This window comes from Streptomyces longwoodensis (genome assembly GCF_001514125.1).
Lineage (GTDB): Bacteria > Actinomycetota > Actinomycetes > Streptomycetales > Streptomycetaceae > Streptomyces > Streptomyces longwoodensis.
This window is the reverse complement of the sequence record NZ_KQ948566.1, coordinates 1-19,880: the sequence shown is the minus strand read 5'-3', so window position 1 is coordinate 19,880 and position 19,880 is coordinate 1. Positions and strand designations below refer to the sequence as shown.

14 protein-coding genes and 1 pseudogene are annotated in these 19,880 nt (G+C 72.4%); 9 read left to right on the top strand and 6 right to left on the bottom strand.

The genetic code is table 11. The features are described from left to right. The 3 genes and pseudogenes from AQJ30_RS34040 to AQJ30_RS34030 all read right to left on the bottom strand — a co-directional run. Positions 1–185 (bottom strand): annotated as a pseudogene (locus AQJ30_RS34040) (esterase); the annotation flags it as partial. A 211-nt stretch (positions 186–396) separates the two neighbouring features. Beyond that, positions 397–1,335: a helix-turn-helix domain-containing protein gene (locus AQJ30_RS34035; RefSeq protein WP_067241583.1), complete on the bottom strand. Its 939-nt coding sequence runs from the start codon at positions 1,333–1,335 to the stop codon at positions 397–399. Next, a complete protein-coding gene (locus AQJ30_RS34030; protein ID WP_245727258.1) occupies positions 1,332–2,318 on the bottom strand; it encodes an AraC-like ligand-binding domain-containing protein in 987 nt (328 codons plus the stop codon). The genes AQJ30_RS34035 and AQJ30_RS34030 overlap by 4 nt, the downstream gene beginning before the upstream one ends. A 142-nt stretch (positions 2,319–2,460) precedes the next feature. Here AQJ30_RS34030 and AQJ30_RS34025 point away from each other — a divergent pair, with 142 nt between their 5' ends. From AQJ30_RS34025 to AQJ30_RS34015, 3 genes are all read left to right on the top strand, one after another. Continuing rightward, on the top strand, positions 2,461–5,316 hold the full coding sequence (locus AQJ30_RS34025; RefSeq protein ID WP_079084488.1) for a helix-turn-helix transcriptional regulator: 2,856 nt from the start codon (positions 2,461–2,463) through the stop codon (positions 5,314–5,316). 294 nt (positions 5,317–5,610) lie between these two features. Continuing rightward, complete coding sequence (locus tag AQJ30_RS34020) at positions 5,611–6,840, top strand: FAD-dependent oxidoreductase (protein ID WP_067241580.1); 1,230 nt, start codon at positions 5,611–5,613, stop codon at positions 6,838–6,840. An 87-nt stretch (positions 6,841–6,927) separates the two neighbouring features. Then, positions 6,928–7,146 carry a hypothetical protein gene (locus AQJ30_RS34015; RefSeq protein ID WP_067241578.1) on the top strand — a complete coding sequence of 73 codons (219 nt, stop codon included), beginning with the start codon at positions 6,928–6,930 and terminating at the stop codon, positions 7,144–7,146. Positions 7,147–7,247: 101 nt separating this feature from the next. Here AQJ30_RS34015 and AQJ30_RS34010 read toward each other — a convergent pair whose 3' ends face one another. Then, positions 7,248–7,985, bottom strand: coding sequence for an esterase/lipase family protein (locus AQJ30_RS34010; protein ID WP_067241576.1), 738 nt, complete (start codon positions 7,983–7,985; stop codon positions 7,248–7,250). Positions 7,986–8,206: 221 nt separating this feature from the next. Between AQJ30_RS34010 and AQJ30_RS34005 the strand changes: the two genes are divergently transcribed. Then, positions 8,207–9,232: a 6-phosphofructokinase gene (locus AQJ30_RS34005; protein WP_067241571.1), complete on the top strand. Its 1,026-nt coding sequence runs from the start codon at positions 8,207–8,209 to the stop codon at positions 9,230–9,232. Positions 9,233–9,320: 88 nt separating this feature from the next. Here AQJ30_RS34005 and AQJ30_RS34000 read toward each other — a convergent pair whose 3' ends face one another. Both AQJ30_RS34000 and AQJ30_RS33995 read right to left on the bottom strand, forming a co-directional pair. Further along, on the bottom strand, positions 9,321–10,193 hold the full coding sequence (locus tag AQJ30_RS34000; RefSeq protein WP_067241570.1) for a universal stress protein: 873 nt from the start codon (positions 10,191–10,193) through the stop codon (positions 9,321–9,323). Between the two features lie 179 nt (positions 10,194–10,372). Continuing rightward, positions 10,373–11,371, bottom strand: coding sequence for a LacI family DNA-binding transcriptional regulator (locus AQJ30_RS33995; RefSeq protein WP_067241777.1), 999 nt, complete (start codon positions 11,369–11,371; stop codon positions 10,373–10,375). Between the two features lie 575 nt (positions 11,372–11,946). Here AQJ30_RS33995 and AQJ30_RS33990 point away from each other — a divergent pair. From AQJ30_RS33990 to AQJ30_RS33970, 5 genes are all read left to right on the top strand, one after another. Then, positions 11,947–12,873, top strand: a complete 927-nt coding sequence (locus tag AQJ30_RS33990) for a carbohydrate ABC transporter permease (protein ID WP_067241569.1) — start codon at positions 11,947–11,949, stop codon at positions 12,871–12,873. Between the two features lie 7 nt (positions 12,874–12,880). Beyond that, the gene (locus tag AQJ30_RS33985; protein ID WP_067241568.1) at positions 12,881–13,831 is read left to right on the top strand and encodes a carbohydrate ABC transporter permease; all 951 of its coding nucleotides are present in this window, start codon (positions 12,881–12,883) and stop codon (positions 13,829–13,831) included. 98 nt (positions 13,832–13,929) lie between these two features. Further along, on the top strand, positions 13,930–15,276 hold the full coding sequence (locus tag AQJ30_RS33980; protein ID WP_067241565.1) for an ABC transporter substrate-binding protein: 1,347 nt from the start codon (positions 13,930–13,932) through the stop codon (positions 15,274–15,276). 199 nt (positions 15,277–15,475) lie between these two features. Beyond that, a complete protein-coding gene (locus AQJ30_RS33975) occupies positions 15,476–17,518 on the top strand; it encodes a beta-galactosidase (RefSeq protein WP_067241564.1) in 2,043 nt (680 codons plus the stop codon). Positions 17,519–17,662: 144 nt separating this feature from the next. Beyond that, complete coding sequence (locus AQJ30_RS33970) at positions 17,663–19,708, top strand: RICIN domain-containing protein (RefSeq protein WP_067241563.1); 2,046 nt, start codon at positions 17,663–17,665, stop codon at positions 19,706–19,708. Positions 19,709–19,880 lie beyond the last annotated feature (172 nt).

Here is a 19,880-nt window from a genome sequence, read left to right as displayed (position 1 = left end):
TCGACGGTGATCCATTCCTCGTCGACCTCCGGCTTGGTGATGTCGCCGGACTGCACCTCGTCGACCGCCTTGCGGCCCTCGACGGGTCCCAGGTCGAACAGGTACGGCGGGTTGGCGGTCGCCTCGGCGAACGCCTGGGCGGCCGGCTCCAGCACCGGCTGGACCGGCTCGACGACGTCGGACATGCTGTTCTCCTCAGTGTTCGGATGCGCTGTGCGGGCGCCTCACTGACGACGCTAGGACGGTGCGGCCGACCCGAATTGCCCGAGAGCGCACCGACCCCGGTCCGGCAGCGCACGGGCGTGGGCGTCGGTTGGGTGGTGGTGCTGCTTCGGAGTGCGCCGGCCTTGGTTCGGTGGCGCTCAGGCGCAGGTCCGTCGGCCGGCCGGTCGGGTGTCAGCCGCCGTGGGCCTGGGCTCGGAACTGCGCGGGTGACATGCCGTACGCCTTGCGGAACGCGTGGCTGAAGTGGGCCGGGCTGACGAAACCCCAGCGGGCGGCCACGGCGGCGATGGAGCGGTCGGCTGCCGAGGGGCGGGCGAGTTCGGCCCGGCAGGCTTCGAGTCTGCGTCGGCGGATCCAGGTGCCGACCGTGGTGCTGTGTTCCTGGAAGAGCTTGTGCAGGTAGCGCAGGGAGATGCCGTGCGCCTCGGCGAGGACCGTGGGGGAGAGCTCGGGTTCGCTGAGGCGCGTTTCGATGGTGGCCTTCACGCGGTCGAACATCGCGGTCTCCCCGGGGACGTCGCCAGGCGGCCGATGTCCAGGTCCGGTGAGCTGGGCGGCGGCCAGGGCGGCCAGCACGTCCGTCACGGCGTGGGCGAGGTCCTCCCGGGTGGCCGGTGCGGCCGTTGCGATCTCGTCCACCAGCCCGGTCAGCAGCGGGAGCAGCAGCGCGGCCGGGGCCTGCGGTGCCGTCGCCCCGATGACCTGGGCCATGACCCGCCGGATGTCCGCCTCGCCCAGCCGCACCAACTGCCGCGGCACCATGAGGACACGGGCCCGCTGGCGTTCCGGCAACGCGAGGCTGAAGGGCCGGCCGGCGTCGTGGAAGGCGAGGTCCCCCGGGCGCAGGCGGGCGCGGCGGCCGTCCTGGAACACCAGTGCCGTGCCCTCGAGTTGGAGGCGCGCGAAGAGGTGGGTCCGCCCGTCGGCCGTGGCGTCCCGCGCGGTCCGTACGACCTCCACCGGGTCGCACTCCTCGGTCGCGACCTGGAGCACGCCGAGGTGGCGCAGACGCAGGGAACCGCGCCAGGCCTCCGGGGCGGCGCGGACGACGAGTTCGACCTCGCCGTACGCGGCGGAGAAGGATCGTTCCGCGTGTGGAGGCGGCCTCATGACGCCTCCAGGGGGTCATCGGGGCGTCCGGCCAGCAGCCAGGCCGTGGGCGAGGTGCCGTACTCCCGGCGGAACGCCCGTCCGAGGTGCGGGGCGCCGCTGAAGCCCCAGCGGCGCGCCACGCTGCCGATGCTCGCCGCGTCGGTGAGTTCCCTGCGGCACTCCTCGAGCCGCAGTCGGCGGATCCAGCGCCCGACCGTGGAGCCCTCCTGTTCGAACAGCCGGTGCAGATAGCGCACGGAGATGCCGTGGGCGCGGGCGATGACCGCGGGCGTGAGGTCCGCGTCCGCCAGATTCCAGCGGATGAACCGCTGGATCCGCAGCAGCAGCACCCGCTCGGCGCCGGGTAGTTCGGCCGGCTCCCCGTCCAATTGCTGCGCGGCGGTCGCGGCCAGCAGAGCGACGGCGCTGTCGGCCATCCGGTCGGCGACCGGCCCGTCGTAGTCCTCGGACGTGTCCGCCAGCCGCGCCACGAACGGCGAGAGCAGACCTGCGAGGCCGCTCACCGGACGGATCGCGCGGGCCGTGAGCCGGGCGAGCGCTGCCTCCGGCTGGCCGAGCAGGCCGCGCGGCACGGCGAAGATCTTCAGCTGGAAGCGCTCGGGGAACCGCGTGCGATACGGGCGTACGGTCTCGAAGAACGCGATGTCACCGGGTCGCAGCTCCGTGCGGCGGCCGTCCTGCTCGACCTGGGCCGTCCCGCTGGCCTGCACGGCGACGAACACCTGGGTGCCGTCCCCGCGCGCGACCCGGCCGGAGCTGCGGTGGACCTCCCCCGGATCGCAGTCGACCGTGGTGATCCGCAGCGCGCCGAGCCGGTCGGTGCGCATGGTGGCGTCGTACGTCCCGCTGCTGGTGCGGATGTCCATCCCCACCAGGGTGGCGAGTACGGCGTCGTGCCAGAACTCCAGACTCTCCCGGGCCGGTACCGATCTGGTGCAGAACACCTGGCCGCGCTGCCGTCCGACGTCCGCTTCCGCCATCACCGCCATGCTCCCGATCTCGTGCCTGCCTGAGGTCCCAGACTGCCGGTGAGGTGGCGGTCCGCGCTTCTGTCACATGACCGGTCACCGGCTCCGACCTGGCAAAATGGGGTGCGATCGGGGCGGGTGGGAACGGGATTCGATGGACTTCAGTGGCTTCAGCGGCACCAGTGACGGCAGTGACTTCGGGGCGGGGCAGGAGACCGGGCCCGAGTTGATCGGCAGGGAGCGTGAACTGGCGCGGATCGCGCGGCTGATCGCCGCGGCGGACGGCGCGGGCCCCCGGGTGCTCGTGCTGACCGGTGAACCGGGGGCGGGCAAGAGCGCCCTGGTCGACCGGGCCGTCGCGCAGGCCGTGGAGCGGGGCCGGCGGGTGCTGCGGGTGCGGGGCTGCGAGGGCGAGCAGGACCTCGGCTTCGCCGGCGTGCACCAGTTGCTGCGTCCGGTGCTCGCGGGCGTCGACCGGCTGCCCGCCCACCAGCGCGACGCCCTGCGCCACGCGCTCGGCATGGACCGGACCGGCGGATCGTCGGCGCCCGATGCGCTGACGATCCGCAGCGCCGTCCTGACCCTGCTCTTGGACGCGGCGGCGGACCGTCCCCTGTTGCTCGCCGTGGACGACGCCCAGTGGCTGGACGTCGGCTCACTGGACGTCCTCGCCTTCGCCGCCCGTCGCCTCGACGCCGAAGCCGTGGCGCTGCTGCTCGCGGCCCGGGACGGAGCGGTACCCGTGCGCTTCGACCGCGACTTCCCGCACCTGCCCGTCGGCCCGCTCGACCGCGCCGCGGCCGGCCGGCTGCTGGACGCTCAGCCGCGACCGCCGCAGGGCCGGATCCGCGCGCAGATCCTCACCCAGGCCGCCGGGAATCCGCTCGCCCTCATCGAACTCACCCGCGCCGTCACCCGCGGTCCGGGCGGCGGCGACCTCGCCCCGTACGGTGCCTTCACCCGCGATCCGGGCAGTGGCGACCTCGCCGCGCACGGCTCCCTGCCGCTCACCTCCCGCCTGGTGGACCTGTTCGCCGCCGATCTGCCCACCCTGCCGTCCGCCACGCGCCGCGCCCTGCTCCTCGTGGCGGCGGCGGGCACCGCCCGCCTGTCGGACGTCCCGGACGTCGGCGGACCTCAGGTGTGGGAGCCGGCCGAGCGAACCGGCCTGGTGCACGTGGACGGCGGCGAGGTGCGGCTGCGTCATCCGCTGGTCCGCTCGGCCGTCCAGCAGGCGGCGACGTTCGCCGAACGCCGCGAGGCGCACCTCACCCTGGCCGCCGCCGTCGCCCACGAACCCGACCGCCGGGCCTGGCACCTCGCATCGGCGGCGCTCGGCCCCGACGAGGAGATCGCCGACGCCCTGGCCGAGAGCGCGCGCCGCTTCCAGCACCGGGGCGGACACGCGGCCGCGGCCACCGCGCTCGAACGCGCGGCCGAACTCACCCCCGACCCGATCGCCCGTGCCCGCCGCCTGCTCGCCGCGGCCGAGTCCGCCATGTACGCGGGGCACCCGCAGTGGGTCGGGGAGATCGCGGGCCGCGTCACCACGCTGACCGGCGACCCGCACCTCCTCGCCGAGGCCTCCCTGCGCGCCGGCTGGTCCCTCGCCGTCACCCTGCGCCACGACGACTCCCTGGCCTTCCTGCTGCCCGTGGCCGCATCCATGGCCACCCCCGCTCCGGCTCTCGCCCTCAGCGCCCTGGGCACCGCCGCGACCCCGGCGTACAACTCGGGCGACCCTCGCCACCGGCACGAGATCCAGCGGATCGCCGGCCTCCTCGCCCCGGACCCGGACGGACCCGACCGGGTCTGGACGCACGCGGCGACCCAGCCGTTCAGCGACCGGCCGCGGACGCTGAAGAACCTGGCCCACGCCGTCGACACCCTGCCGTCCGACACGGACCGCACCCTGCCCGCACTGGTCACCCTCGGCGGCGCGGCCTGGATCCTCGACGAGACCGACGAGGCCGTACGCCTGCTCGGCCGGGCGATGAACCATCTGCGCCGGGCCGCCACCGCCGGCGCCAACTGCACCGTCGCGCAGGCCCTGGCCCTGGCGCACTTCGAGAGCGGGGCCTGGGGCGCGGCCCGGGCCGCCGCCGAGGAGGCGTTCTGGCTGGCCACGGAGGCGGGCGCGGACAACGTGGCCGTCGGCTCACCCCTCCTGCAGGCCACCCTGCGCGCCGCCCGCGGCGACCACGCCGGGGCCCGTGCCCAGGTGGCCGACGCCGTCCGCGGCCGCGACCTGCGCGCGTCCCGCAGCCTGTACGTGCGCCACCGCCACGCGCTCGCCCTGGCGGCCCTGGCGGAGGGCGACCACGAGACGGCGTACCGCGAGCTCCGCCGTGCCTTCACCGACGAGCAGCGCCCGGCCCCCGTCCACTACCACGCTTCCCTCTACTACCTCGCCGACCTCGCCGCCGCGGCCGTCCGCGCCGGCCGAACCGACGACGCCCGCGCCGTGCTCGCCGGCGCGCGGCGGACCCTCGCACAGCCCCCTTCCCCCCGGCTGGCCGCGATCGTGCACCGCGCTGCGGCCCTGCTGAGCGAACCCGAGGACGCCGAAGCCCACTTCCGTGCCGCGACCGAGGACCCGACAGCCGCCCGCTGGCCCTTCGAACACGCCCTCGCCCGCCTGGACTTCGCCGAATGGCTGCGCCGCCGCCGACGCGCCACCGAGGCCCGGCCCCACCTCACCGCCGCCCTCGAGACCTTCGTACGACTGGACGCGCGCCCGTGGGTCGAACGGGCCACCGCCGAACTCCGCGCGGCGGGCGTCGCTGTGACCTCCGTCGCCCCGTCCGACGCCCTGGCCGGGCTGACCCCGCAGGAGCTGGAGATCGCCCAACTCGCCGCGGAGGGCCTGACCAACCGGGACATCGGCGCCCGGCTCTACCTCTCCCCGCGCACCATCGGCTTCCACCTGCACAAGATCTTCCCCAAGCTCGGCATCACCGGCCGCGCCCAACTGCGCGACGTACTGGGCCGTTTGCCGAACGCGGACTGACCGTCCCCCGTCGCGTCACACGGTGACGAGCTTCTCGAAGAAGCCCTCGTCCGCCCGATGACCGGTCCCAGCCCTCCCCGCCCCAGCCGCTGACCGAGCCTGCGGCGGACGATGCCCTCGGCGGACCGTGCCCTCGGCGGACCGTTCCCTCGGCGGGCAGAGCCCGCGGCCGCCCGGCACCGCTGTCGGTCCGCACCAGCTCGGCCGTACGGGGGACTCCGCATCCGCCACCCGGCCCCGTGGGGAAGCAGCAACGTGTGTGCGCCGCGCGGCGGACACCGGAGGGAGCGGGACGTGGGCGACGAGTGGGACGCGGTCGTGGTGGGCGCCGGACTGGCGGGCCTGGCCTGTGCCCGGGACCTGCACGCGCTGGGCCTGCGGGTCCGCGTGCTGGAGGCCGGGGACCGGGTGGGCGGCCGGATGCGGACCGACCACGTGGAGGGGTGCGTGGTGGACCGGGGTTTCCAGGTGTTCAACACCTCCTACCCGCAGGTGCGCCGGCGCGTTCCCCTGGGACGGCTGCGGCTGCGGCCCTTCACGCCGGGATTCCTCATCCAGGACGGGGAGCGGCGGCTGCGGTTCGCCGACCCGACGCGCGCGCCGCGGCAGGCGTTCGGCGCGCTCACCGGGCCACTCGCCGGGCCGCGTGACCTGGCGGCGCTGGCCGCGCTGACCGGCTTCGACGCGCTCGCCCCGGCGGCCCTGGTCCGGCGGACGCCGGAAACCTCCACACGGCGTCTGCTGGCGGCGGCCGGTTTCCGCGAGGAGTTCGTACAGCGGTTCTTCCGCCCGTTCCTGAGCGGTGTGTTCCTGGAGGACGACCTCGCCACCTCCAGCCGGTTCTTCCACCTGGTGTGGCGCAGCATGGTGCGCGGCACGCTCTGCCTGCCCGCCGCAGGCGTCGGCGCCGTGCCCGAACTGCTGGCCACCGGGCTGCCGCCCGGGACGATCGTACGGGAGTCGCCGGTGACGGAGCTGACCGAGGACGGCGTCGTCGTCGGCGGGGAGCATACGGTGCCCGCGCGGGCCGTGGTCGTCGCGGCGGATGCCGTGACGGCGGCCCGGCTGCTGCCCGGCCTCACCGTACCCGCGTACCGGACGGTGACGACCTACTACCACCTCGCACCGGCCTCTCCGTTGCGCGAGCCGACCCTGGTCACGGACGTACGGCGGCGGTTCACCAACAGTGTCGTCCTCAGCGAGCTCCACCACTCCTACGCCCCGCGTGGGTACGCCCTGGTGGCCACGTCCGTCCTGGGCGACGGCGGCCCGGCGCGCGAGAGCGCGCTGCGCACGGCACTGGCCGAGTGCTACGGCACCGACACGGCGGGTTGGGACCTGCTCACCGCCCGTTCGGTCCCCGGGGCCCTGCCGGCCATGGAGCCGCCCCTGACGCTCAGCCGCCGCACCCGGGTGGGGCCGGGACGCTACGTGTGCGGCGACCACCGGGCGACGGGCTCGGTGCAGGGCGCGCTCGCCTCGGGAGCGCGGGCCGCCCGGGAAGTGGCCGCCGACCTGGCCTGAGCGACCGACGGCATCCCCTCAGCGGACGATGACACCGGCTGAACTCGATCAGGGAATTGGATCGTGAACGACGGGAACACAGAATCCATGACGAACTCCGATGATGAAGCGCAGACGTCCCACGCACCGGGCTCCCAGCCGAGCGTCCACCCGGGTTCCGACGAACCGCAGACGATCACGGCGCCGACACCGCCCGTCGCCTGGAGCAGCGGCGCTCCGGACCAGGCCGACCTGGCCGACGAAGAGGACGACTCGGAACGGCCCCGCACTCACGAAGAACCGAAGGCCGTTCCCCCGCGCGAGTGAGCCCTTCCTGACGTTCCGCCTGAGCACAGTCCGCGGCGGTGAGGCCGGACGTGAGCTGCTGGAGCAGCTCCGCCCGGCCCTCGCGCCTTAACCCGGGGGTGTCAGGAGGCGACGAAGCGGGCGATCGCGCCGAGTACGACCGTGTCCGTGAGGTAGCCGATGTGGGTCTGGCACGGCACGTTGTTGTTGTCGGCGCCGTCGAGGCGGGTGCTGGTGTACGGGAGGATGATGCCGTCGCACGCCGAGTACCAGGTGGAGTACCTGGTGTCGCCGGGTGTCTCGTCGCCCGCCGAGATCTGGGCGATGAAGGACGAGCCGGGGTACATCTGCTGGCAGGTGGTGTAGATCAGGCAGGCGCCGGCGTAGGTGGTGCCGTGGTTGGCGCCGGCGATGGAGGCCAGGTGGCTGACGCTGGTGTTGCCGCCCAGCACCTTCAGGTAGTACTGGCTGACGAGCCCGCCCATGGAGTGGTTGACGATGGCCACCTTGGCGGCACCGGTCCGTGCCTTGACGTTGTTGACGAAGGTGGCCAGGCCCTGGGCGTTGGTGATGTTGTTGCCGTAGGAGTTGTACTCGTAGGCGAACAGGTTGGAGCTGGACCAGCCGCTGGCCCGGAAGACGCTCATGGCGGTGACCCAGTTGGAGGCGTTGCCGGTGTAGCCGTGGACGAAGACGACCGGTGTGTTCGTGGCGAGGGTCCGAGCGGTCGCGCCGACGGTGTGGGCGACCGGGGCGGGGGCCGGCTCGGCGACGGCGGTCGGCGCGGAGGAGAGCAGGGTGAGCGCGACCGTGGGGGCGGCGAGAAGGCCGAGAAGCCGGCGTGGGGCACGACGACGCATGGGTGCTCCTGTGGGGAGTGAGAGGTGGGGTGCCTGTCCCGGTCAGCGTCGTGGCGCGGAGCGCGGCCGCCATCGGCAGAATCACCAGCGTCCGCGGGCCCGCTGAGTGGCCACCCCGCGACGAACCGAGGGAGGCTTGAGGGGGAGGAGCGGTGCGCGTGGTGGCGACGTCACTGCCGCGACGGTCGGTTCGCTGGATGTCCGACGGACGGGAGAAGCCCATGAAGGTCGGAGTACTGACCGGGGGCGGTGACTGCCCCGGCCTCAACGCCGTGATCCGCAGCGTCGTCCGCAAGGGCGTGCAGGAGTACGGCTTCGACTTCGTCGGTGTCCGCGACGGCTGGCTCGGCCTGCTCCAGGACGACGTCGCACCGCTGGACATCCCCCGCGTACGGGGAATCCTCCCTCGCGGGGGAACCATCCTCGGGTCCTCGCGCACCAATCCGTTCAAGCACGAGGACGGGCTGCGCCGGGTGCGCCGCACCCTCGCCGCGCACGGCGTGGACGCACTCGTCGTGATCGGGGGTGAGGACACCCTCGGTGTGGCGACCGAACTGCACCGGCAGGGCGTCCCTCTGGTGGGCGTTCCCAAGACCATCGACAACGACGTGTCCGGAACCGACTACACCTTCGGCTTCGACACGGCCGTCGGCATCGCCACGGAGGCCATCGACCGGCTCCACACCACGGCCGAGTCGCACATGCGCACCCTCGTGGTGGAGGTGATGGGACGGCACTCGGGCTGGATCGCCCTGCACGCGGGCGTTGCCGGAGGCGCCAACGTGATCCTCGTCCCGGAGCGGCCGTTCGACATCGAGCAGGTCTGTGACCAGGTGCGGAGTCGGTTCAAGATCAGGTACGCGCCCATCGTCGTGGTCGCCGAGGGAGCAGCCCCCCGACAAGGGCAGACCGTGCTCAAGGACGAGTCACTGGACGAGTTCGGGCACGTGCGGCTCTCCGGCATCGGTGAATGGCTGGCCCGGGAGATCCAGCAGCGCACGGGCCACGACGCCCGCACCACGGTGCTCGGGCACATCCAGCGCGGCGGCACCCCGAGCGCCTTCGACCGGTGGCTCGCCACGCGTTTCGGCCTGCACGCCATCGACGCGGTCAGGGACGGTGACTTCGGTGTCATGGTCAGCCTGCGGGGCACCCGCATCGTCCGCGTCCCCCTCGCTGACGCCACGGCGACGAAGAAGGTCGTCGACCAGCCGTTGTGCGACGAGTTCGGGGTGTTCTTCGGCTGACGTCCCCAGTCGTCTTCTTCGACTGACCGTTCCCGGTGCCGTAGGACCGGTGCCGTGACGCGAGCCCCGCCCGGCCGGTCCGCGCTGCTCACCCGGCGTGCGGGACCACGGCCACAGGGCAGCGGGCGTGGTGCAGCACGGCGTGCGTGACCGGGCCCAGCCGGCCTTCGGCGGCCCCCACGTCGGTCCGGCGTCCCACGACGAGCAGATCCGCGGTCCGGGAGGTGTTCAGGAGAGCTTCCGCCGGGTGCAGGAGAACCACGTCGCTGCGGGCCGCCACCTGGGGGTACTTCTCCGACCACGCGCGTACGGCGTCGGAGAGCCGCAGGACTTCCTCGTCCTCCCAGGTGGCACGGTCCTCCTCGGTGACCGCCAGGGTCGGCAGCGAGACCGACTCGGCGGGAAGGGCCCAGGCCTGCACCACTCGCAGGCGTGCCGCGTGCGTCTCGGCCGTACGGAAGGCGAACTCCGCGACCTCACCCACCGGACGGTGCGCGTCGAACCCCGCCACGATCCGGGTCACGCCCGGTGCCCGCGACACCTCCTCGCCGAAGGCGCGGGGCGGGCGGGGCACCACCACGACGGGGCAGGGGGCCGCTGCCGCCATCCGCAGGGCCACCGAGCCGACCGCGAGACCGTCGAACCCGCCCGCTCCCCGCGCGCCGACGACGAGGAGCCCGGCGTCGTCGGCCGCAGCCAGGAGAGCGGTGTGCGGAGTCCCCGCTGCCTGCTCCTCCCGCACCGCCAGGTCCGGGTAGAGGCGGCGGACCTCGGCGGCCACCCGGTGCAGCATGTGCGTCCCCACCTGCCGCAACCTGTCGCCGGCGGCACCGGGGAGGGGCGGACACGCGTGGAACAGGGACAGGGGGACACCCCGCAGCGCGGCCTCCCGCGCGGCCCAGTCGGCCAGCAGCGAACCGGAACAGGACCCGTCGACACCCAACAGCACACGGTCGCTCATCGTGGCCTCCTCCGCCCGAACCAATCCCTGGTGGCCCCGGCGACACGACTCCTGCTCCTTGCTCCCACTGTTCCACGACCTGACGGCCGCGGCTCCCGGACCGGAAGACGGACAGGCACCGCCGGGGTCGATCGGCGGCGGGCGCACCCGGACGGCCCGTGGCCGAGCAGGTGGCGCCGCTAGCGGGCGTCCCGACGCGGCGGCGCCGCCGTGCTGTCGCGTACCACGAGCCGGGTCGGCACCAGCGTCGTGCCGCGTTCCGCGCCCTCGCCCCGCACCTTGCGCAGCGCGGCCCGGACACAGAGCCGTCCCACCTTCGCGAAGTCCTGCTGGACCGTCGTCAGCGGGGGCACGAAGTGCGCGGCCTCGGGGATGTCGTCGAAGCCGACCACGCTGACGTCCTCGGGGACGCGCCGGCCGTGTTCGTGCAGGGCGTGCTGCAGCCCGAGGGCCATCTGGTCGTTGGCCACGAAGACCGCGGTGCAGTCCTGGCGCCGCGCGAGTTCCTGTCCCGCCCGGTAGCCGGACTCCGTCGACCAGTCGCCCTGGACCAGCGGCGGCGGGACCCGTCCGGCCTCGGTGAGGACCGCGCGCCAGGCGTCGGTGCGGCGCTGGGCGGCGAAGGAGCCCTCGGGGCCGGCGAGGTGCCAGACGGTGTCGTGCCCGAGGTCGAGCAGGTGCTGGACCGCCGCGCGGGTGCCGCCGGCCTGGTCGGTGTCGACCACGGTGTAGCGGTCGCCCGCGTCGGAGTCGACGACCACCACCTGCACGTGCGGGGGCAGGGTGATCGTCGCCGCGTCGAGGAGGTGCACCTCCATGATGACGATCACCGCGTCGACGGCGAGTTCCTCCAGCCGGGAGAAGGCGCCGCGCACCTCGTCCTGGGTGGGCACGGCGACCGGCAGCAGTGTGACGGCGTACCCCTCCTGCGCCGCCGAGGTGGCGATCGCCTCCAGGGTGCGCACGTTGCCGGTGGTGGCGAGCGTGAACGTGATGACGCCGATGGTGCGGAACTCGCCGCGCTTCAGTGCGCGGGCCGCGCTGTTGGGGCGGTAACCGAGTTCCTGCATCGCGGCGAGCACCGCGCGGCGGGTCTCCTCGTTCACCCCGGCGTAGCCGTTGGACACCCGCGAGACCGTCTGGGAGGAGACGCCGGCGAGCCGGGCGACGTCCGCCATGGAAGCGGTGCGCGGGCCGCGGCGGGAGCGTCCGCGGCCGTCGGCCGTGGCTGTGTCATCGGTGTCGGCGGAGGCCGTGCCGGCGCCGGAGCCGTGCGTGTCGGACGAACGTTTCCTCGCCATGTCCACTGGCCGTCAGCCGCCTTCCGTCGTCCTCCGATTGACGGTTCACCGTGGCGGACCACTCGGCCGCCACTGATGCCGAAGTCTCGCAGGCGCCCGGGGATGTTTACGCAAACATAACATAACCGGGGTCACGCAGGACAAGTGCGTCGCGGCCGTCGCGGCCCCTACGGCCCGTGGTGGCGGGGGAGTTGAGTTCTTCGACCACCGCAGGCGAGGCGTCTCCTCCCGTCCGCCCCGCCGCTCCGTCCACACCGAACCCCATACCGAACCCTTGACCGGTGTCACCCGGCGGGGGTAGACATGCCGCCGTCGGATGTTTACGTAAACATAACAGCGCGGAGTCGCGCCGCGACGTGATGTTCACGTACACCCCGCGGGCCTCGGGCCCCGGAAACCGTTGCCGGTCCCACCGCCGCCTGCTCCACCACCCCGAAAGCGCGAGGAACGACATGACAACGCTGCACCCGCCGGCGGCTGCCGCGCCGCAGCCGGCACCACCCCCGACCAGACGGGACCGTCGCTCCTGGGCGGGCTGGGGCTTCCTCGCCCCGTTCGTGATCGTCTTCGCCCTGGTCTTCCTCGCGCCCATCGCCTACTCGCTCTACCTGAGCCTCTTCCGTGACCGGCTCATCGGCGGCACCACGTTCGTCGGCCTCGACAACTACGCCGCGGCCCTGCAGGACGAGAACTTCTGGGCGTCGCTCGGCCGGGTCTCCCTCTTCCTGTGCGTCCAGGTGCCGGTCATGCTCGGCATCGCCCTGCTCGTGGCGCTCGCGCTCGACAGCGGACGCCTCTACGGCAAGAGCTTCTTCCGGATCTCGATCTTCCTGCCCTACGCGGTGCCGGCCGTGGTCGCCACCCTCATGTGGGGCTTCATGTACGGCACCCGCTTCGGCCTGGTCGGCGACATCGACGACGCCTTCGGCCTGTCGCTGCCCGACCCGCTCTCCCCGGGTCTCGTCCTCGCCTCCATCGGCAACATCGTGACCTGGGAGTTCGTCGGCTACAACATGCTGATCTTCTACTCGGCGCTGCGGGTGATCCCGCAGTCCCTCTACGAGGCGGCCGAGATCGACGGCGCCGGACAGATCCGCGTCATCACCGCCATCAAACTGCCGGCCATCCGCGGCGCCCTCGTCATCGCCACGATCTTCTCCGTCATCGGCAGCTTCCAGCTCTTCAACGAGCCGAGCGTGCTGCAGAAGCTCGCCCCCAACGCCATCACCACGGACTACACCCCGAACTTCTACACGTACTCGCTGTCGTTCTCGGGCCAGCAGCAGAACTACTCCGCGACGGTCGCCCTGGTCATGGGCGTGATCACCATGGTCATCGCCTACGTCGTCCAGCTGCGCGGCATGCGCAAGGGAGCGTGAGGCAGCCATGACCGTCACCACCACCGACGCCTCGTCCGGCACCGCGAGCCGGAGGACGCCTCTCGTCAGGACCGCGCCGCGCCTGCGCTCCGCCCGGCGCCGCCCCGAGGCCGGCCGGCCCCGGCGCAGTGTCCTGCTCACTGTGCTCACCGCCCTGGTACTGCTCTACAGCCTGGTACCGCTGCTCTGGCTGGTCATCAGCGCGACCAAGACCCAGGAGGGTCTGTCCCGTTCCTCCGGTCTCTGGTTCGACGGCGACTTCGCCCTGTGGGACAACATCACCCAGACGTTCACCTACCACGACGGCGTCTTCACCCGCTGGCTGCTCAACACCGTGCTCTACGTCGTGGTGGGCGCCGGCGGCGCCACCTTCCTCGCCGTGCTCGGCGGGTACGCGCTGGCCAAGTTCGCCTTCCCCGGACGCCGGGCCGTCTTCGCCGTGGTCATCGGGGCCGTCGCCGTACCGGGGACCGCGCTCGCCGTGCCGACCTTTCTGATGTTCAGCAACCTGGGACTCACCAACACCCCCTGGGCCGTGATCATCCCCTCGCTGATCTCGCCCTTCGGCCTGTACCTGATGTGGGTGTTCGCGGGCGAGGCCATCCCGGTGGAACTGCTGGAGGCGGCCCGCATGGACGGCGCGAGCGAGCTCCGCGTCTTCTTCCAGGTGGCCCTGCCACTGCTGGCACCCGGCATCGTCACCGTCTCGCTGTTCACCATGGTCGCCACCTGGAACAACTACTTCCTGCCGCTGATCATGATCAAGGATCCCGACTGGTACCCGCTCACCCTCGGCCTCAACAGCTGGAACGCGCAGGCGGCGACCGCCGGCGGCCAGCCCGTGTTCCACCTGGTCATCACCGGCTCACTGATCACCATCGTCCCGCTGATCGCCGCGTTCCTGCTGCTCCAGAAGTACTGGCAGTCGGGGCTCGCCGCGGGCAGCGTCAAGGAATGAGCCGCGCCCGGCCCGGCTCCTCCTCATCCTCCTTCTCTCACCGTTCCGTTCTTCGACCCTCACCCGCCGGTGCTCCGGCAAGAAGTGGAAGTACGTCCATGCCCAAGCACTCCCGCCGCCTGCTGAGCGGCATCGGCCTCCTGACCGTCCTGGCCCTCGGCGCCACCGCCTGCGGCGGCTCCGGCGACGATGGTTCGGACGCGAAGAAGTCCGTCTCCGAGGCCGACGTCCAGGCCGCGCTGCAGAAGGGCGGCACCCTCACGGTCTGGGCGTGGGAGCCCACGCTCAAGCAGGTGGCCGCCGACTTCGAGAAGGAGCACCCCGGCGTCAAGGTCGACCTGGTCAACGCGGGCACCGGCAACGACCAGTACAAGGCGCTGCAGAACGCCATGTCCGCCAAGAAGGGCGTGCCCGACGTCGCCCAGGTCGAGTACTACGCCATGGGCCAGTACGCGTTGACCAAGCAGCTCACCGACCTCAAGGGCTTCGGCGCCGACAAACTCTCCGCGTCCTTCTCCCCGGGCCCCTGGAACGGCGTGAAGGCCGGCGGCGACGGCATCTACGGCCTGCCCATGGACTCCGGCCCCATGGCGCTGTTCTACAACAAGAAGGTCTTCGACAAGTACAAGATCAAGGTGCCCACCACCTGGGACGAGTACGTGACCGCGGCCCACGCCCTGCACACCGCGGACCCGAAGGCGTACATCACCAACGACACCGGCGACGCGGGCTTCACCACCAGCATGCTGTGGCAGGCCGGTTCACGCCCCTACACGGTCGACGGCACCAAGGTGAAGATCGACTTCGCGGACCCGGGCGCCGGGAAGTACACCGCAACCTGGCAGAAGCTCCTCGACGACAAGCTGCTCGCGCCCGTCACCAGCTGGTCCGACGAGTGGTACAAGGGCCTCGGCGACGGCACCATCGCGACCCTCGCCACCGGCGCCTGGATGCCCGCCAACCTCGCCTCCGGCGTCAAGAACGCCGCCGGTGACTGGCGCGTCGCCCCACTGCCGCAGTGGACGGCCGGCGACCGCGCGAGTGCGGAGAACGGCGGCAGCGCCCTCACCCTGCCCGAGCTCGGCAAGAACGAGGCCCTGGCCTACGCGTTCGTCGAGTACGCCAACGCCGGCAAGGGCGTCGACACCCGCGTCCAGGGCGGGGCCTTCCCCGCGACCGTCGCCCAGCTGAACTCCCCGGCCTTCCAGAACACCGCCTTCCCGTACTTCGGCGGACAGCAGGCCAACAAGATCTTCGCGGAATCCGCCGCGAACGTCGCCGACGACTGGTCGTACCTGCCCTACCAGGTGTACGCCAACTCCGTCTTCAACGACACCGTCGGCAAGGCCTACGTGTCGCGCACCAAGCTGGCCGACGGCTTGAAGACCTGGCAGGACGCCTCCGTCAAGTACGGCAGCGAGCAGGGCTTCACCGTCGAGAAGTGACCGTCGGCCGATCAGGGTTGCACTGCGAGAAGTGACCGCCTGCCGATCAGGGTGGCACTGCGAGAAGTGACCGCCTGCCGATCACGGTGGCACCGCTATAAGCGATCGCCGGCCAAGCAGGACTTCGCCGCGAGAAGTGACCGCCGCACGGCGCGCCCGGCCCCCCGGGCCGCCCGCGGCCCCTCCCGGAAGGACCACCATGATCTCCACCCTCCTGTCCCGGATGCCCGGGGCGGACGGTGACCGCACCCCCCGCCTCCTCTACGGCGCCGACTACAACCCCGAGCAGTGGCCCCGCTCCGTCTGGCAGGACGACGTACGCCTGATGCGCGAGGCCGGCGTCAACCTCGTCTCCCTGGGCATCTTCTCCTGGGCCCGCCTCCAACCGGGCGCGGACACCTGGGACTTCGGCTGGCTCGACGAGGTCATGGACCTCCTCCACGAGGGCGGCATCGGGGTCGACCTGGCCACGGCCACCGCCTCCCCGCCGCCCTGGCTCACCACGGCCCACCCCGAGGTCCTCCCGGTCACGGCCACCGGAGAGACCCTGTGGCCGGGAGCGCGCCAGCACTGGCGCCCCACCTCGCCCGTCTTCCGCCGCCACGCACTGCGCCTGGTACGGGAGCTGGCCGCCCGGTACGCCGGCCACCCGACGCTGGTCGCCTGGCACGTCAACAACGAACTGGGCTGCCACAACGTCTACGACTACTCCGACGACGCCGCCCGCGCCTTCCGCGACTGGCTGCGCGCCCGCTACGGCACCCTCGAGGCGCTCAACCACGCCTGGGCCACCGCCTTCTGGTCGCAGCACTACACCGAGTGGGAGCAGATCCTCCCGCCCCGCCTGGCGGCGTCACACCCCAACCCCACCCAGCAGCTGGACTTCAAGCGCTTCTCCTCCGACGCGCTCAAGGACCACCTGTGCGCCGAGCGGGAGATCCTGCGGGAGATCACCCCCGACGTCCCCGTCACCACCAACTTCATGGTGATGGGCGGCACGAAGGGCATGAACTACCCGGACTGGGCCGCGGAGATCGACTTCGTCTCCAACGACCACTACGTCCACCCCGGCCCCCAGGACCGCGACGAGCTGTCCTTCTCCGCCAACCTCACCAGCGGCATCAGCGGCGGCCGGCCCTGGTTCCTGATGGAGCACTCCACCAGCGCCGTCAACTGGCAGCCCGTCAACGTGGCCAAGCGCCCCGGCGACCTGGCCCGCGACTCGCTGCTGCACGTCGCGCACGGTGCCGACGCGGTCTGCTTCTTCCAGTGGCGACAGTCCGCGGCCGGCGCCGAGAAGTACCACTCCGCGATGGTGCCGCACGCCGGTGAGGACAGCGACCTGTTCCGCGCGGTCCGCGACCTCGGCGCCACCCTGGAGTCACTCGCGCCCCTCGCCGGCAGCGAGCGCGAGGCCGCCCCCGTCGGCATCCTCTACGACTGGCAGTCGTGGTGGGCGAGCGAGCAGGACTCCCACCCCACCTCCCTGCTCGACTACCGGCAGGAAGCACTCGACTGGTACTCCGCCCTCCTCGCCCTCGGCATCCGCGCCGACCTCGTCACCCCGCACGGCGACCTGCACCGCCACCAGGTGCTGATCGCCCCGGTGCTGCACGTGGTCCCGGCCGACCTCGCCAAGACCCTCACCCGCTACACCGAGCAGGGCGGCCACCTCGTCACCACCTACTTCTCGGGCATCGTCGACGAGAACGACCACGTGTGGCTCGGCGGCTACCCGGGCGCCCTCCGTGACCTGCTCGGCATCCGCATCGAGGAGTTCGGCCCCCTCGTCGCCGGGGACGAGGTCGCCCTGGACGGCCCCGCGACCGGCACGCTGTGGACCGACCGGATCACCGTCACGGCCCCCGACACCGAGGTCCTCGCCCACTACCGCTCCGGCGCGTACGAGGGACGCCCCGCCGTCACCCGCCGTACGACGGGCAGCGGCTCGGCCACCTACGTCTCCACCCGGCTCGGGACACGGGGCCTCACCTCGCTCCTGCCGCGCCTGCTGGACCCGGCCGGCGTGCGCAGCGACCTGCCCACCGAGGCGCGGGGACTCGTCGAGACGACCGTGCGCCGCGGCTCCGACGCCCGCTTCCGCTTCCTCGTCAACCGCACCGACGACACGGTCACCGTGCCCGGCGTCACCGGTGACGCCCTGCTCGGCACCCTGGCCGCCGACGGCACCCTCACGCTCGCCCCCCGGGCCGTCGCCGTAGTGCGCCAGCCGCTCGCCTGACACACCCCCACCCCACCCCACCCCACCCGCCCCACCCGCTCGCCCGTGAGGACGCACGCCCTCCTCACGGGCGGTGCCCTCCTGCCCCGACACTGGCGGGAGGGCCCATCTCAGCGCGACCACACTCCAGTTGGGAGCACACCGATGGCACGCAGCACCCGCAGCAGACGGCTCACCTCCGCCGGCCTCACCGCCCTGGCCACCGCGGCCTCCCTGGTCTCCGTACCGGGCCCTGCCCGGGCCGCGGACGTCCCCTCCGTCACCGTCCGGCTCGACCCCTCCTACCAGCAGCAGCCGTTCGAGGGCTGGGGCACCAGCCTGGCCTGGTTCGCCAACGTCACCGGCGGCTACCCGCCCCACATACGGGAGAAGCTCGCCTCCCTCCTCTTCGGCGACGACGGCCTCGGCCTGAACATCGCCCGCTACAACCTCGGCGGCGGCAACGCGCCCGACGTCAAGGACTACCTGCGGGCCGGCGGCGCCGTCCAGGGCTGGTGGAAGGCCCCCGACGGCACCACGCGCACGGACACCGACTGGTGGGACGCCGACGACCCGGCCGACTGGAACGACAAGGCCGACGCCACCCAGCGCTGGTGGGTCGACCGCATCAAGAACGACATCACCCACTGGGAGACCTTCAGCAACTCCCCGCCCTGGTTCATGACGGTCTCCGGCTACGTCTCCGGCGGCTTCGACGCCACCGCCGACCAGCTCAAGGCCGGGTCGGTCGACGACTACGCCGCCTACCTGGCCGGCGCCACCCGTCGGCTGGAGGAGGCGCACGGCATCAAGGTGAAGACCGTCGACCCCTTCAACGAGCCCAATACCCCCTACTGGAGCACGCGCCTGGGGACCGACGGCCAACCGGTCGGCGGCCGCCAAGAGGGCGCCCACATGAGCCCCGCGCTGCAGCGCAACGTGCTCCAAGCGCTCGCACCTGCCCTGCGCACGGCGAAGACCAAGGCGCAGATCTCGGCGATGGACGAGACCAACCCCTCGACCTTCGCGCAGAACTGGAGCGCCTACACCGCCCAGGACCGCACCCTCGTCGGCCAGATGAACGTCCACACCTACGGCACCGGACAGCGCACCACCGTCCGTGACCTCGCCAAGGCCGCGGACAAGAAACTGTGGATGAGCGAGGTCGAGGGCGACTGGGGTGACGGACAGAGCTTCGCGGACATGCGCCCCGGCCTCGGACTCGCCCAGCACATCGTCGACGACCTGCGGGAACTGGAGCCGCGGGCCTGGGTGTTCTGGCAGCCGGTCGAGGACGAGGACAACATGAAGCCCGGCGGCGAGTCCGCCAAGGGCGGCAACTGGGGGGAGATCCAGGTCCCCTTCAGCTGCACCTCCGCGGACACCCTCGCCACCTGCCCGGTCCGCACCAACACCAAGTTCGACACGGCACGCAACTTCACCCACTTCATCAAGCCCGGCGACCGCCTGATCAAGGTCGACGACACCTCCAGCGCGGCCGCCGTGTCGAAGGACGGCAAGGGCGCCTCCCTGGTGCACGTCAACAGCACCACGAGCGCGCGCAGCGTCACCCTCGACCTGACGAAGTTCCGCAGCATCAGCCGGGGCGCCACCGTGACGCCCGTCGTCACCAGCGCCGACGGCAAGCTCGCCGTGCGGGACGCGGTGAAGGTCGAGGGCGGCCGGGCCACGGTCACCGTTCCCGCCCAGTCCGTGACCTCCTTCGTCGTCAAGGGCGTGTCCGGCGTCGCGCAGGACGCGCCGCTGCTGCGGACCGGCCACACCTACACCCTCACCGGCGTGCAGAGTGGCAAGGCGGTCACCGTGGCCGGCAACGGCACCGGCCTCGTCATCGGCGCACCCAGCGGCTCGATCACCCAGCAGTGGCGGCTGAGCCAGGTGGGCCCCGGCCGCGGCAGCGAGGCCCGCTACGTCCTCACCAGCGCCGTGGACGGCAAGCGCGTAGCGGTCCGCGACGACGTCCCGGTCGCCGAACCCGACACCGGCCGACGTGACGCGGCGACCGAATGGATCGCCTCGACCACTGGCGATGGCACCTGGACGCTGATCAACGCCGCGAGCGGGCGGCTGCTGGAGGTCGGGGGACAGTCGACGGGCGAGGGCGCCGCGGTCACCACGTGGCCGCCCAACTCCGGCGCCAACCAGCGGTGGGCGGTGAGGGACGTGACGGCGTCCGCCTCCGGCGACTAGCGCCCTGCCGCACTGGGGAGCCCGGCCGTCCGTGTGATCGGCCGGGCCGCCCTTTGCACGGCGCGCGGACGACGGCCGGTGCGCCGCCTGTTCCGGGTGTGCAGGATGCAGCCGCGTTGGCCGGGCGAGGTGTCGCAGAGGCAGGGTTGTGGAAGCCTGCGCATCGAAGTCT